Consider the following 14,078-nt stretch of genomic DNA (forward strand, 5'->3'; position numbering starts at 1 on the left):
ATCCGCTTCCTCTGGCGGCCCATGCTGTCAGCAAATGAACAGGAGAGAGATGATGTATTCCGTCACCGGCATCCCGCTGACCCGTACCTTCCGGGTGCTCTGGGCGCTAGAAGAGCTTGGGCAGCCTTACGAGCTAAACCAGCACGGCCCCCGCAGCCCGGAAGTTCAGGCGCTGAATGTCTCAGGCAAGGTGCCGGTGCTGCAAGTGGAAGGCGAAGTTATCACCGATTCGACCGCTATCCTCACCTATCTGGCTGACAAGCACGGCTCGCTGACCGCGCCCGCCGGAACAGTGGCGCGCGCCAAGCAGGACGCGATCACCCATCTGCTGCTCGACGAGATCGACGCCGTCCTGTGGGCTGCCGCTCGCCACAGCTTCATCCTGCCCGAAGAGCAGCGGGTGCCGGAGGTGAAAGGCAGCCTGAAATGGGAATTCGGCCACAATCTGGCACGTCTCGAAAGCAAGATGGCCGGTCCCTTCCTGATGGGGGAAGAGTTCACCATTGCTGATATCATCTGCACCCACTGCCTGAACTGGGCCCGCAGCGCCAAGTTCCCGGTCGAAGGCGAGAAAATTCAGGATTACGGCAAGCGAATGCGGGAACGCCCGGCTTATCAGCGGGTTGCAGAACTCGCCAAGTGATCCGCCGCCGCCCTCCCGGCCCAGCGCCCGGTGGCAAGGCAGGCGGTCAGCAGGTAACCGCCCGTCGGCGCTTCCCAATCCAGCATTTCCCCGGCGCAGAACGTGCCGGGGAGCTGTTTCAGCATCAGGTCTGCGTTCAGCGCATTCCGGCAGACCCCGCCCGCGGTGGAGATCGCCTCATCCATCGGGCGCAGGCCTGCGTGCTTTACCGGCAGCGCCTTGATCAGCTGCGCGAGAGCCTGCGCCTCCTGCGGCAGCGGGCGTCCGAATTCCTGCAACACCGCCGTCCGGGCCGGCCCCAGCTTCAGTACCTTGCGCAGATGGTTGGAAAAACTTGCCTTGCCGCGCGGACGCGACAGGCGGCGGGCAATCTCAGGCGCCTCCAGCTCCGGCAGCAGGTCCATGTGCAAAACGGCTCCATCCCGTACCGCCGAACTAACGGTATAGATGCCACCGCCCTCAAGCCCGCGTTCCGAAATGACCGCTTCTCCGCGCGTCGCAAGGCTGCCAGCGCGCAGTGCAATGCCTTTGAGCGGCTGGCCGAACTGAGGCGCCATATGTTTGGACCATTCCACCAGCAGCCCCGCATTGGCCGGCTGGAATGGCGAGAGGTCCACACCCCTTTCACGTAAAAACGGCGCCCAGGCCCCGTCGGAACCCAGCCGCGCCCAGCTGGCGCCGCCCAGCGCCAAGACCACGGACGCGGCCTCAATCCGTCGCGGCCCTTCGGGCGTTTCAAAGGCAAGCGCGGTATCTTCCCAGCCGGTCCAGCGCCAGCGGGTGCGGATCTGAACTCCGTACCCCTCCAGCCGCGCCAGCCAGGCGCGCAGCAGCGGCGAGGCCTTCATCACCGTGGGGAACACCCGGCCTGTCGAGCCGGTGAACAACTCACTCCCCAACGCCCGTGCCCAGTCCTGCACGGCCTGTGCATCAAAGGCGCGGATCATCGGGGCCAGCCAGTCCGCCGACCCGCCATAGTGCGTGATCAGCTGCTCAAACGGTTCATCCTTGGTCAGGTTCAGGCCGGACTTGCCCGCCATCAAGAACTTGCGCGCCACCGATGGCTTGGCCTCAATCACCAGCACCCGGTGCCCGGCACGGCCCAGCTCCTCCGCGGCCATCAGCCCGGCAGGCCCGGCACCGATCACCACTGCGTCCCAAGTTTCCGTCATGCCATCCCCTTGCCAGCGCCTGCCGCCAGCGTGTCTATTCACCGCACGAAACCGCAAGAGGCCCGCACATGTCCGATCCGGTCTGCCCGCTTTGCGGCCGTCCCATTCCGGACGGCGTCCCGCAAAGCCTGCACCATCTGATCCCAAAACTGAAAGGAGGCAAGGGCGGGCCGACGGTGCTGCTGCATGACATCTGCCACCGTGAGATTCACGCGACGCTGAGCGAAGCGGAACTGGCGCGCGATTACAGCACGCCGGAAGCACTGAAAACACACCCGCGGCTGGCCAAGTTCATTGCCTGGGTGCAGAAACGCCCGCCGGGCTTCCGCTCCCGCGTGCCCGGCAAGCGGCGCAAGCGCTAGGTAATCTCCAGCCCCAGAAACGCCGGGCTGCCGCGCAGGTCGGCTCCAGCAATATGCTGGAATTCCAGCGTCGTATACGGCCGCTTCCACAGCCATGGACGGTTTCCCACAGCCCGCAGATCCGGATCCGGCGGTGTTTCGTCGGTGTAGGCCAGGAAATGCAGTTCAAAACCGAATTCCGCCACGTCCTGAACCGACAGCAGCGTCATGTCCGCGCGCATGGCCAGTTCTGCCGCGATGTCGCCGGTACGCAAGGTGATCTGCCCCACATGCGCCCCGCCGCCCAGCGGCAGCGCCGGGTCGCCCGCCTCTTCTGGCCGTTTGCCCTGAAAGTCATGCTGCAGCAGTTCGATGGCAAATCCTTCGGGATCATGCAGATGCGCCATGTAACCAATATCGCGAAACTGATGCGGGGCAGAGACCTCCACGCCCTTCTGCCGCAGCTGCTCGCAAGCGATGTCCAGGTTAGGCAGGCAAATGCCGATCTTCCAATAGCGCTCGTCCCGTGAGTGCTGGACCTGGCGGCCGCCCGGCTGCAGGATCAGGTCTGCGTCCTGCCCTGCATAGCCAGCACGCCAGGTCCCGTCATCGGACCGCAACTCCATGCCCAGCACATCCGAATAGAACCGGGCGAGCCGTTCGGGATCTTCCACCTGCAGCTGCACACCGGACAGCCGCTTCACCGGCACATCCTCAGAATCCCGGCGGCGATCTCCGGTTTGGCCTCCAGTGCGTGCGCCAGCAGCTCATGCGCGGTGCCCATCAGCGCGTCCGGCTCCACGATCCGGTCGACGAGACCGTAATCATAGGCCTCCTGCGCGGTGATCTTCTGCCCTGCCGCCAGGATCATTTTGGTGCGGGCAGGCCCGATCAGTGCCGCCATCCGGCCAGCATCCGAGGGCTGCGGCAGGTAACCGAGCTTCATCACCGGATAGAAGAACTTGGCAGACGGCACCGCAATGCGGATATCGCAGGCGAGCACCATGCCGTTCGCTCCCCCCGCCAATGTGCCGTTGAGCGCAGCCACTTTGAGGCAGGGAACAGCGGCCATTGCCGCCGACAGCCGCTCCCACACAGGTGAGGTCGCCAACCCGGCCCGCGCCTCGTCCAGGTCAGCACCGGCGCTGAACACCTTGCCCGTGCCAGTCAGGATAAGCCCGCGCGCCTCCTGCGCGCGTTCAGCGATCTCCGCCAGTTCGGTCAGCATCGCCTCTGTCAGCGAATTGGCTTTGTCCGGACGGTTGATCGTGATGGTCCACAGGCCGTTGTCCGCAATATCCAGCCCGATCATGCCAGCCCGACCCGCTGTCGGATGCTGTCCTCGCGCAGGGAGACTTCCTCTCCGACATAGTCGTCCGCGTCGGCCGTGCACATCCACATCAGCGTCCGCGCGGGCCATTCGGCGGGAATGTGGTCTTCCCACTCCAGTTCGCTCACCGGGTTGATGCCGCTGGCCTTGATCTCCCGCTGCATCTGTGTTGCCACCGTGCCGGGCGACAGGCCCATGGCGCGGATGCCGTTGCCGCGCTCCTCCAGGTCCAGCGCGCTGGTCAGCATCGCCGCCCCCGCCTTGGAGGTGCAATAGGCGCTCCAGCCCTCCAGCGGCCGGTGCGCCGCGCCGGAACTAATGGTGATGATCGTGCCGCCGCCCGCTGGCTTCATCAGCGGCAGCGCGGCCCGCATTCCGTTGAACACGCCCTTGACGTTGATGTCGATCAGCTTGCCCCAGTCTTCGGGCGCAGCCTCTTCCAGCCTGGCAATCGGCTCGATCACCCCGGCGTTGTTGATCAGAACGTCCAGGCTGCCGAATTTGTGATGCGCCTCGGACAGCGCCGCCTCGACCGCGGCGTAGTCAGCCACGTCGCAGGCGAAGGTCAGTACATTCCCGCCGATCTCCGCCGCCAGTTCCTGCAACGCCTCGCCGCTTCTGGCCAGCAAGGCCAGATTAGCCCCGGCAGCGGCAAACACCCGGGCCGCATCTGCGCCGATACCGCGGCTGGCCCCTGTAATTGCAACTGTTTTTCCATTGAAATCCATTCGCTGTCCCTCCAAGTGGCTGCTGACCCAAGTGGTAAAGCGGTTACGGGGAACGGTCCAGCCCATGGCCCCCTTGACGGCACTGCCCGCCGGGCCGACGATGATTTCAATTATCTCACAGAGAAAGGTTCTCTAATGTCCCGAATTTTTGCGCGCGGCGGTGCCGCAGCGGCAATTTTGGTTGTTTCCGCCCAGGGCGCCCTGGCCGATCTCAGCGCGCAGGACGTCTGGGCTGAGTGGAAGGCCTATCTGACCAGCACCGGCTATACCGTGTCCGGCACTGAATCCATTTCCGGCAGCACCCTAACCGTCTCGGATGTTTCGATGGTCATGCCGATCCCCGAAGAGGACGGATCGGGCACTGTCAGCCTGCCGGAGATCCGGTTTGTGGAAAACGGCGATGGCACCGTGAACCTGTTGCTGCCCGCAGAATTCCCGGTAGGGTTCGAGTTTTCCGCCGACGGGGAAACTTTCTCGGGCAAGCTTGTCTATACACATGACGGCTCCCCGATGATCGTGGCCGGCGATGCCGAAAACATGAGCTATGATTACCGCTCCTCCAAGGTCACCATGACACTGGCTGAGCTGGCCGCCGATGGCGAGGCCGTGCCGGACGGCGTGGCAAGTGCGCAGGTCACCCTGAACGATGTAACCACGACCACCGCGATGACGATCGCGGAAATGCGCAGCTACAAGCAGTCGCTTTCCGCCTCCAGCCTGAGCTACGACATGGGTTTCAACGACCCGGAAAGCAACGGCACCGGTACCTTCAAGGGCGCGCTGGAAGGTCTCAGCTTCAAGGGCACCGGAACCGTGCCTGCGGGGCTTGAAGGCCCCGACATGGCAGCGCTTCTGGAAGCCGGTTTTGCCTTTGACGGCACATTCACGTTCACCGGCGGCAACGGGTCCATTTCCGGGGTGGACGGAAGCGAAAGCTTTGCCATGGAAAGCAACTCCCAAGGCGGTTCGATCGCCGTTGCGATGGACAAGCAGCACCTGACCTACGACCTGTCGCAGACCGGCACCAATGTGAACATCACCGGATCCGAGATCCCCTTCCCGCTGGCGCTCAGCATGGCGGAGGCTGGGTTCAAGCTGATGATGCCGCTTGCCCAATCCGAAGAAGAGCAGGATTTCGCCCTGGGCGTTACCCTGCGCGATTTTGCCGTTCCGGAAATGCTGTGGGGCATGGTCGACCCGACCGGCCAGCTGCCGCATGACCCGGCCACCGTCATTCTGGACCTGGCCGGCAAGGGGAAGGTGCTGTTTGACATGTTCGACCCGGAAGCCATGGAATCTGTGGAAGCAGGCGAGGAACAGCCGGGCGAGCTGAACGCGCTGACCGTCAAGCATTTGCAGGTTTCCGCTGCGGGCGCCGAACTGACCGGCACCGGCGACTTCACCTTCAACAACGAGGACCTGACCAGCTTTGACGGCATGCCCGCACCGGCGGGTGAGGCCAACCTCAAGCTGACCGGCGCCAACACCCTGATCGACAAGCTGATCGGTATGGGGCTGATGTCCGAGGGCGACGCCATGGGCGCACGGATGATGATGGGCATGCTGGCCGTGCCGGGCGAGGGTGAGGACACGCTGACCTCCAAGATCGAAATCTCAGAGGACGGCCAGATCCACGCCAACGGCCAGCGCATCAAATAAACGTCAAATCACTGATGGGTAATGCGAGGGGGCTGCCTTTGGCGGCCCCTTTTTTGCACCCCGCACTTGCGGCAAGCCGCCTCACTGGATAGCTCTTTTACAGAGCAGAACAGAAGGTGCCCATGACCCAGTCCCCCGAAACGCTTTGCCACGCCCTGATTGACGCCGCCCGCAAGGCTGGCGCGGATGCCGCTGATGCCATGGCTGCCGAGGGCAGCTCTCTCAGCATCGAAGTGCGCGAGGGCAAGCTGGAGCATGCGGAGCGCTCCGAGGGCACGGACCTGGGCCTGCGGGTGTTTGTGGGCAAGCGGCAGGCGCTGGTGTCGTCGTCGGACATGCGCCCGGAAACTATCGCCGCGATGGCCGAACGCGCCGTGGCGATGGCCAAGGAAGCACCTGAGGATCCCTATGCCGGACTCGCCGATCCGTCGCAGCTGGCCCAAAACTGGGACCTGGCCGCGCTGGAGCTGGAAGACCCCTCGCGCGAGCCGGAACCCGCCGCCCTGCAGGCGGATGCCCTGGCCGCCGAGGCCGCCTGCCAGGAAATCGACGGCATCACCCAGGTGCAGTCGGCCGCCGCAGGCTATGGCCGCCACGCTGTTCATATGGCTGCCACCAACGGTTTTTCCGGCGGCTACCAGCGCACCGGCCGGTCGCTGTCCTGCACCGGAATCGCGGGCACCGGCACCGGCATGGAGCGTGACCACGATGGTGACTCGCGCACGTTCCAGGGCGATCTGCGCAGCGCTCAGGACATAGGCCAGACTGCCGGCGAGCGGGCCGTTGCCAGGCTGGGCGCGCGCAAGCCCAAGACCGGCAGCTTCCCGGTGCTGTTTGACGAACGCATATCCTCCTCCCTGATCGGGCATCTGATGTCGGCAGCTAACGGTGCGGCAATTGCCCGCGGCTCCTCGTGGCTGAAGGATTCGCTGGGCCAGCAGGTGCTGCCCGAAGCACTCTCCGTCATTGAAGACCCCCACCGCCCGCGGATTTCCGGCTCCCGTCCCTTTGACGGCGAGGGGCTGCCGACCCGCCGCCGCACCGTGGTGGGCAACGGCGTGCTGACCGGCTGGACACTGGACCTGGCCTCAGCCCGCAAACTGGGACTGGAAAGCACCGGCAACGCCGCCCGCGGCATCGGCGGGGTGCCCTCGCCCTCGACCTGGAACATCGCGCTGACCCAGGGCGAGGCCAGCCGCGAGGAACTGATCGCACAGATGGGCACTGGCCTGCTGGTCACCTCAATGATCGGCTCCACTATCAATCCCAACACCGGCGACTATTCCCGGGGCGCCTCCGGTTTCTGGGTGGAAAACGGCGAGATCGCCTATCCGGTGAACGAATGCACCATTGCGGGCAACCTGCACGATATGCTGCGGCGGATTGTTCCGGCCAATGACGCGCGCACGCACCTGTCCACCGTGGTGCCGTCGCTGCTGGTCGAGGGGATGACACTTGCCGGCAACTGACCTTCCCCTGCTTGTAAAAGCGGCGGAACTGGCCGGAGACATCGCATGCCGCTTCACAGGTCCCGAAGCCAGAAGCTGGGACAAGCCCGGCGGTGCAGGCCCGGTGACAGAAGCAGACCTGGCCGTGAATGCTATGCTCGAAGACATGCTGCAAAAGGCGCGGCCCGGTTACGGCTGGCTGTCGGAAGAAACTGAGGACACCGCCGCGCGGCTGTCGCGGGACCGGGTTTTCATCATCGACCCGATCGACGGCACCCGCAGCTTTGCCCAGGGCTCCCGTACTTGGGCGCATTCCATCGCCGTCGCGGAAAATGGCGTGGTGACGGCGGCGGTGATCTACCTGCCGCAGCGGGATCTGATGTACACCGCGGCCAAGGGCCAGGGCGCCGCTTGCAACGGCGAGCCGATCCAAGTTTCTTCCGCCTTGGATCTGGCCTTAACAGAAGTGTTGGCCGCCAAGCCCAACCTGCAAAGCCACCATTGGCTGGGCGGCACCCCGCCCGGTTTCATCCGCAGTTACCGCCCGTCGCTGGCCTACCGCCTGGCCAAAGTGGCCGACGGCCGGTTCGGTGCCATGCTGACACTGCGGCCTAGCTGGGAGTGGGACATTGCCGCAGGCGATCTGCTGCTGCGCGAGGCCGGAGGCACCATCACCGACAGGGTCGGCAACCCTTTGCGCTTCAACAACCCTACCCCGCGCCTGAACGGGGTGGTGGCCGGCGCCAGCACTTTGCACCAAGCTCTTTTGAATGCACTTGACCCGGCCAGCCCGGGCATTGCTGGACATTGACGGCAGACGGCCTTAAGCGGCTGTAACAGCAGCGGTTGCGCCGCCGACAAGTTTTTCACAGACAAACCCGCATGTTGCCGATACCTTGGGCCGGAAATTTCAGATCGAACCAGATGCAACGGCGAACCACAGCTCCCAGCCGCCAATCCGTACTGCAGCCCCGTCCCAGGGGTGAGCTGCTGTGGGTGCATGCAACAACGCCTGAGCGCTATTTGGCGCTGTGCGATATCGGCCGCCGTCTCAAGAACCTGCGCCCGGACCTGTCTGTGCTGGCAAGCTGGGAACCGGACCTGCGGCTTACCGGAACCGTTGGCTGCGATGTCCCCGTCGGCCCGCTGCCCGAGGACACGCTGGCGGAAGCGCGGGACTTTCTTGGCCATTGGCAGCCTGATGCCTGCATCTGGACCGGAACTCCTGCCCGGCGCGTCATGCTGCGGCAGCTGCGTGAACAAGGCACCGGTGTGCTGCTGGCCGACCTGCTGGAAGACGAGGTCCCGAACCGGGGCAGCCGCTGGCTTCCGGATCACCGGAGGCGGTTGCTGGAAGGACTCACCTGCATCCTGACACCGTCTAAATCAGTACAGGCGCGGCTGGTCCGCGCGGGGTTCCCGGCAGAGCGGGTGGAGCTGGCAGGAAAACTTCGGGTCTCTGCGACTCCGCCTGGCTGCAACGATGAAGAGCTGGCCGCGATGCAGCAGACACTGGGCAGCCGCCCGGTCTGGCTGGCGGCTCACGTCAAGCTCAGCGAGCTGCCTGGCATCCTGGACGCCCACCGGGGCGCACTGCGGCTGCTGCACCGGCTCTTGCTGGTGGTCGCGCTGGATGACTTCGCGGACCTGGATGCCGCGCGCGGCCTGCTCCAGGACAGCGGTCTGTCATATGCCGATTGGGAAACCGGGGGCGAGCCTGAGGACTTCACCCAGGTGCTGCTGACAGGCGGCGAAGACCTTGGCCTTTGGTACCGGCTGTCTCCGGTTGCGCTGATTGCCAGCAGCCTGGACCCCGCGGCCCAGGGCCAGTCTCCGCTCGATGCAGCCGCCTTGGGATCGGCTCTGCTGCACGGGCCCGGCGTCCATGCCCACCGCGACCTGTATGAGCGCCTGGCCATGGCCGGCGCTGCCCAGGTCGTGCGCACGCAGGCGGAAATGACCGATGCGGTGGTCGCGATGTCTGCTCCGGACAAGGCGGCGGAAATGGCCCTGGCCGGCTGGCAAAGCGTGACCGAAAGCGCCGCCACAACCGACACGTTAATGGAAAAGGTTCAGGGTCTGCTGGACCAGCGCGAGGATTCCCATGCGGGCACCTGACTTCTGGCACAAGCCGCCGGGCGAATTCGATCTGCGGGCCGCCTTGCTGGCGCCGCTCGGCTGGGCCTATGCGCGTGCCACTGCGTCCAGGGTCGCCAAGGGCAGCCCCGCCGCGCCCGGCGTGCCGGTGATCTGCGTCGGCAATTTGAACGCAGGCGGCACCGGCAAAACGCCCACGGTGATCTGGCTGCTGGAAACCCTGCGCAGCCTCGGACACGAGCCGCATGTGGTAACCCGCGGCTACGGCGGAACGCTGGAAGGCCCCGTGCAGGTGTTTCCCGGCCAGCATGAGGCCGCGCAAACGGGCGATGAGCCGCTGCTGCTGGCCGCCTTTGGCGAAGTCTGGGTCGCGAAGGACCGCGCCGCCGGTGCCCGTGCCGCTGCTGCAGCGGGGGCTACGGTCATCTTACTGGACGATGGCTTTCAAAACCCCTCCGTGGCAAAGAACCTGTCGCTGATCGTGGTCGACGCACAGCATGGCTTCGGCAATGGCCGCTGCCTGCCTGCCGGCCCGTTGCGCGAGCCGGTGGCCACCGGATTGAAACGCGCCGATGCGGTGCTCTCAATCGGCGCCGAACCGGCGCAGCAGGCATTTACCGCCGCCTGGAACAGCCAGCTGCAGGGCCTGCCGCATTTCACGGGCGCGCTGGAGCCGTTGCAAACCGGGATGCCCTGGAATGGCACCCGCGTGCTTGCTTTCGCAGGCATCGGCCATCCTCAGAAGTTCTTTAATACCCTGCGCAGCCTCGGTGCGGATATCGCCCGGGCCGAGGCGCTGGATGATCATCAGCCGCTGACCCCGGCGCTGCTGAACCGGCTGGAGAATGAGTCCAAGATGCGCGGCGCACAGCTTGTTACGACCGAAAAGGATGCCGTCCGTCTGCCTGACAGCTTCCGCCGCAAGGTGATCACCCTGCCGGTGCGGCTGCAGGTTGCCGGGGATGACGCTTTGAAAGACATGCTGAAGAAAGCGGCACCCGCGCCTTGAACCGCCACGGGTTTCGCTGCGGCTCTAAAGCGAGAAAAGCCCGGGCTACGGCCCGGGCTTGCCATCGTTGCAGCGGAGCTGTTTCTCAGCCTTCCAGCTCTGCATCAAGCAGTTTTTTGAACTCCTCGTAGGACTGGTTCGAAATCTTCTCGCCGTTCAGGATAAAGGACGGAGTCGACTCGATCCCATGCTCCGTCGCGTTCTCCTGGTACCAGGTCACCAGGGTCTGCGCCTTGGCGCCATCCTGCAGGCAGGCTTCCAGCTGCTCGTTCTCCAACCCCGCCAGGCGGCCGATCTTGCGCAGCTCATCCACGATCTCCGACGCACCGCCCGCGCGCGCCCATTCCGACTGGCCCTTGTAGATCAGGTCGGAAATGCCAAAGAACTTCTCCGGCCCGTTGCAGCGCGCAATCATCGACGCCCACAACCCGTAGCGGTCAAAATAGACCTCGCGGTAGATGAACTTCACCTTGCCGGTGTCGATGTAGTCTTCCTTCAGCTGCTTGAAGACTGTGTTGTGGAAATTGGCGCAATGCGGGCAAGTATAGGAGGCATATTCGATCAGCGTGACCGGCGCATCCTCGGCGCCCAGGGTCATCTCGGTGATGGTCGAGGTGTCCACTTCGGCCTCTTGCGCAAAGGCGGCGCCAACCAGCGGGTTTTCCGGCAGATTGCTCTGGGTGTTGAAACCGGACAGGGCATAACCACCCGCAACCACCGCAACAGCGGCAAACACACCTGACATGAGACGGGTCATTTGAACCCCTTTCCTTGCGTTTTCTGTTTTGTCAGCACATTGCGCCCCAGGCGTTCCAGGGCGGCGCGCAAATCGTCGTTTTCCACCCCAGCCGCCGCCTTGCTGGCCTCCGCAGCATCCTGCGGGTCCGGCTGCAGCGGCGCTTGCACTTTGGGGGCATATTTGAATTCCACGCGGCCGTCGGAAAATCCCGTCGGTGCCGTTTGCGTGATCCGCACCTTGGAGATGGCGTTGAAGCCGTAGACCGCATTCACCCTCTCGCGCAGGCGTTCCTTCTGCATCTCCAGCATCGGCGCATTGGCCCCGGTCGTCAGCACCGTCAGCGTGGCGCCAAAGGAGCCGCGGCCATAGCCGACGTTCACAGGCCGCGCCATGGCGGCAATATCCGGGCCTGCGATCTCTTCCCAATGGGTCAGCAGCCGGGACACCGCGAATCCCCGGCTTTCCCCCGCCTTGCGGATCTGCTCGTTGAGGAGCTTGGAGGTTCGTGCGAACCCGCGTGTTGTGCTGCGCCTGAATGCCATGATCTAGCTTTTGCTCGACTGCGTACCCTATTGTAAAGAGCCCGGGTACAGGCGCCAGCCCAACCGCAAGCCAAGGAATAACGAATGCGTGACTTGAACAGCAATGCAGGGATGATGAGCGGAGAGCTGCTGGCCTGGTACGATGTGCATGCCCGCGAAATGCCCTGGCGCGTCAGCCCGGCGGAGCGCGCGGCCGGCATCCGCCCCGACCCCTACAAGGTCTGGCTCAGCGAGGTGATGCTGCAGCAGACCACCGTGGCGGCGGTCCGCGAGTACTTCCTGCGCTTCACCAGCCGCTGGCCGACGGTGCTGGATCTGGCCGCGGCAGAGGACGCGGACGTGATGAGCGAATGGGCGGGCCTTGGCTATTATGCCCGCGCCCGCAACCTGCTGAAATGCGCCCGAGCGGTGGCGGATGAGCTGCAGGGCAACTTCCCGGATAATTTCGAGGACCTGCTCAAACTACCCGGTATTGGCCCCTATACCGCCGCCGCCATCGCCTCAATTGCCTTCGACCTGCCGGAAACCGTGCTGGACGGCAATGTCGAACGGGTGATGGCCCGGCTGCATGACATCCACGATCCCCTGCCCGAGGTAAAGCCCGTGCTAAAGGAGCGCGCGGCGGAGCTGACCCCGGCGCAGCGGCCCGGAGACTATGCCCAGGCGGTAATGGATCTGGGCGCTACCATCTGCACCCCCCGCAGCCCGGCCTGCGGCATCTGCCCCTGGCGGGACCCTTGCGCGGCGCGGGTCGCGGGCACCGCTGCCGAACTGCCCAAGAAAACACCCAAAAAGCCGAAGCCAACCCGGTACGGCATCGTCTACCTGGCCAAATCCGCGGAGGGCACCTGGCTGCTGGAAAGGCGCCCGGACAAGGGGCTGCTGGGTGGCATGCTGGGCTGGCCCGGGTCGGAGTGGAACGAGGCCCCTGCCCCCAATCCCCCCTTCGCGGCGGATTGGCAGGACCTGGGCGGAGAGGTGCGCCACACCTTCACCCATTTCCATCTTATCCTGCAGGTTTTGACAGCGGATCTGCCCGAAGGCTTCAACCCGGATCCCGCGCAGGAACTGATCCCGCGGCACGCTTTCCGCCCCTCCAGCCTGCCCACGGTGATGCGCAAAGCCTTCGATTTGCGCAAGGGGGGCTAGGCCGCGCTGCCTCCCTCTTGGGTTTTCAGACCTTTGGGCCTAGGGTCGGCCAAGACGCGCGCTGACTGATTGGGAGACACCGGCATGATTGCCCCCGAAACTCTTTCCCGCTGGCAAAGCGCCCTGCCGTTCTGGATGTCCTTCCTGCTTCTGCCGCTGGTCTGGATTGCGGCGCTGCAGGGCGGCTGGGCACTGCTGCTGCCGCCGCTGGTGACCTGGCACCTGTTTGCGGTGCTGGACGGGATGTTCGGGCTCAATCTGGAAAACGCCGACCCAGAGACATCCGACAGCGATCTGAATTGGTACAAGGCGCTGACCGCAGCCTGGGTGCCGCTGCAGTTCCTTACACTGTTCGGGCTGATTTGGTATGTCAGTGGCGCGGAGCACCTGAACGGCTTCGAGAAATTCGCGGCCTTCTTCGGGGTTGGCGTGGTGACGGGCGCCGTCGGCATCAACTACAGCCACGAGCTGATGCACCAATCCAGCCGGGTCGAGCGCTGGCTTGGGGATATCCTGCTGGCGATGGTGCTCTATTCCCATTTCAGGTCTGAGCATCTCTTAGTGCATCACCGCTATGTCGGCACCCCGCGGGATCCGGTCACTGCGCGATACAACGAAGGCTTCCACCGTTTCTATCCGCGGGTGCTGCGGCAATGCTGGCATTCCGCCTTCCGCGCCGAGAAGGAAAAACTTGCCAGGAAAAACCGCCCCTGGACCGACCGTTCCAACCCGTTTTTCCGCTACTGGGCTCTGCAAGCGGCCATGCTGCTGCTGGCGCTGCTGCTGGGCGGGCTGACCGGCGTGCTCTTGTTCCTGGTGCAGGCGGGCACCGCCATCTGGCAGCTGGAGGTGGTCAACTATGTCGAACACTACGGGCTGACCCGCAAACACCTGGGCGACGGCAAGTACGAGCCGGTCCAGCCGCGCCACTCCTGGAATGCGGCGCATAAGGCGTCGAACTGGCTGCTGATCAACCTGCAGCGCCACTCCGACCACCATTACAAACCGAACCGCCGTTTCCCGCTGCTGCAGAACTATACCGAGGCCGACGCGCCGCAGCTGCCCTATGGCTATCCGGTGATGACCATCGCCGCGATGATCCCGCCCCTCTGGCGGCGGGTAATGAACCCCCGCGTGCGCCGATGGCGGCAGCGGTACTACCCCGAGATCACCGACTGGTACGCCTATAATAAGGCGCAGAACCCGATGCCAAGGTAAGGC

At 64.6% G+C, this 14,078-nt stretch carries 15 protein-coding genes; 9 read left to right on the forward strand and 6 right to left on the reverse strand.

What is annotated here, in order from left to right; translation table 11 throughout:
• Positions 1-52: 52 nt before the first annotated feature.
• A complete protein-coding gene (locus ACXAED_RS07440; protein ID WP_475048309.1) occupies positions 53-643 on the forward strand; it encodes a glutathione S-transferase family protein in 591 nt (196 codons plus the stop codon).
• Here ACXAED_RS07440 and ACXAED_RS07445 read toward each other — a convergent pair.
• A complete protein-coding gene (locus ACXAED_RS07445; RefSeq protein WP_475048312.1) occupies positions 616-1,815 on the reverse strand; it encodes a TIGR03862 family flavoprotein in 1,200 nt (399 codons plus the stop codon). The two genes, ACXAED_RS07440 and ACXAED_RS07445, sit on opposite strands and share 28 nt — an antisense overlap.
• Before the next feature lie 68 nt (positions 1,816-1,883).
• On the opposite strand from ACXAED_RS07445, the gene ACXAED_RS07450 reads away from it, so the two are divergent.
• Entirely contained in the window at positions 1,884-2,177 is a 294-nt protein-coding gene (locus ACXAED_RS07450) for an HNH endonuclease (RefSeq protein WP_475048314.1), read from the forward strand.
• Here ACXAED_RS07450 and ACXAED_RS07455 read toward each other — a convergent pair.
• Genes ACXAED_RS07455 through ACXAED_RS07465 form a run of 3 tightly spaced genes read right to left on the reverse strand, consistent with a single transcriptional unit; the run spans position 2,174 to position 4,214 of the window.
• Positions 2,174-2,860 (reverse strand): VOC family protein, encoded by a 687-nt coding sequence (locus ACXAED_RS07455; RefSeq protein ID WP_475048316.1) that lies wholly within the window; start codon positions 2,858-2,860, stop codon positions 2,174-2,176. The genes ACXAED_RS07450 and ACXAED_RS07455 overlap by 4 nt on opposite strands.
• On the reverse strand, positions 2,857-3,468 hold the full coding sequence (locus ACXAED_RS07460) for an enoyl-CoA hydratase/isomerase family protein (RefSeq protein ID WP_475048318.1): 612 nt from the start codon (positions 3,466-3,468) through the stop codon (positions 2,857-2,859). The genes ACXAED_RS07455 and ACXAED_RS07460 overlap by 4 nt, the downstream gene beginning before the upstream one ends.
• Positions 3,465-4,214, reverse strand: a complete 750-nt coding sequence (locus ACXAED_RS07465) for an SDR family oxidoreductase (protein WP_475048321.1) — start codon at positions 4,212-4,214, stop codon at positions 3,465-3,467. Before ACXAED_RS07465 ends, ACXAED_RS07460 begins: the two co-directional genes overlap by 4 nt.
• Positions 4,215-4,349: 135 nt before the next feature.
• Between ACXAED_RS07465 and ACXAED_RS07470 the strand changes: the two genes are divergently transcribed.
• The 5 genes from ACXAED_RS07470 to lpxK all read left to right on the forward strand — a co-directional run bounded on the left by ACXAED_RS07470 (position 4,350) and on the right by lpxK (position 10,427).
• Positions 4,350-5,873, forward strand: coding sequence for a DUF2125 domain-containing protein (locus ACXAED_RS07470; RefSeq protein ID WP_475048323.1), 1,524 nt, complete (start codon positions 4,350-4,352; stop codon positions 5,871-5,873).
• 122 nt (positions 5,874-5,995) lie between these two features.
• Positions 5,996-7,342, forward strand: coding sequence for a TldD/PmbA family protein (locus ACXAED_RS07475; RefSeq protein WP_475048325.1), 1,347 nt, complete (start codon positions 5,996-5,998; stop codon positions 7,340-7,342).
• Positions 7,329-8,132 (forward strand): inositol monophosphatase family protein, encoded by an 804-nt coding sequence (locus ACXAED_RS07480; RefSeq protein WP_475048328.1) that lies wholly within the window; start codon positions 7,329-7,331, stop codon positions 8,130-8,132. The genes ACXAED_RS07475 and ACXAED_RS07480 overlap by 14 nt, the downstream gene beginning before the upstream one ends.
• Positions 8,133-8,245: 113 nt before the next feature.
• Entirely contained in the window at positions 8,246-9,439 is a 1,194-nt protein-coding gene (locus tag ACXAED_RS07485) for a 3-deoxy-D-manno-octulosonic acid transferase (protein WP_475048331.1), read from the forward strand.
• Positions 9,426-10,427, forward strand: a complete 1,002-nt coding sequence (lpxK, locus tag ACXAED_RS07490; RefSeq protein ID WP_475048333.1) for a tetraacyldisaccharide 4'-kinase — start codon at positions 9,426-9,428, stop codon at positions 10,425-10,427. Before ACXAED_RS07485 ends, lpxK begins: the two co-directional genes overlap by 14 nt.
• Before the next feature lie 85 nt (positions 10,428-10,512).
• On the opposite strand, the gene ACXAED_RS07495 is transcribed toward lpxK, so the two are convergent.
• Together ACXAED_RS07495 and ACXAED_RS07500 are read right to left on the reverse strand one after the other, a co-directional pair.
• Positions 10,513-11,184, reverse strand: a complete 672-nt coding sequence (locus tag ACXAED_RS07495) for a DsbA family protein (RefSeq protein ID WP_475048336.1) — start codon at positions 11,182-11,184, stop codon at positions 10,513-10,515.
• Positions 11,181-11,708 carry a DUF721 domain-containing protein gene (locus tag ACXAED_RS07500; protein WP_475048338.1) on the reverse strand — a complete coding sequence of 176 codons (528 nt, stop codon included), beginning with the start codon at positions 11,706-11,708 and terminating at the stop codon, positions 11,181-11,183. Before ACXAED_RS07500 ends, ACXAED_RS07495 begins: the two co-directional genes overlap by 4 nt.
• Before the next feature lie 84 nt (positions 11,709-11,792).
• Here ACXAED_RS07500 and mutY point away from each other — a divergent pair, with 84 nt between their 5' ends.
• Together mutY and ACXAED_RS07510 are read left to right on the forward strand one after the other, a co-directional pair.
• Positions 11,793-12,857, forward strand: a complete 1,065-nt coding sequence (gene mutY / locus ACXAED_RS07505) for an A/G-specific adenine glycosylase (protein ID WP_475048340.1) — start codon at positions 11,793-11,795, stop codon at positions 12,855-12,857.
• An 84-nt stretch (positions 12,858-12,941) separates the two neighbouring features.
• Positions 12,942-14,075: an alkane 1-monooxygenase gene (locus ACXAED_RS07510; RefSeq protein WP_475048342.1), complete on the forward strand. Its 1,134-nt coding sequence runs from the start codon at positions 12,942-12,944 to the stop codon at positions 14,073-14,075.
• Positions 14,076-14,078 lie beyond the last annotated feature (3 nt).

The organism is Leisingera sp. ABM4_103 (genome assembly GCF_056158685.1).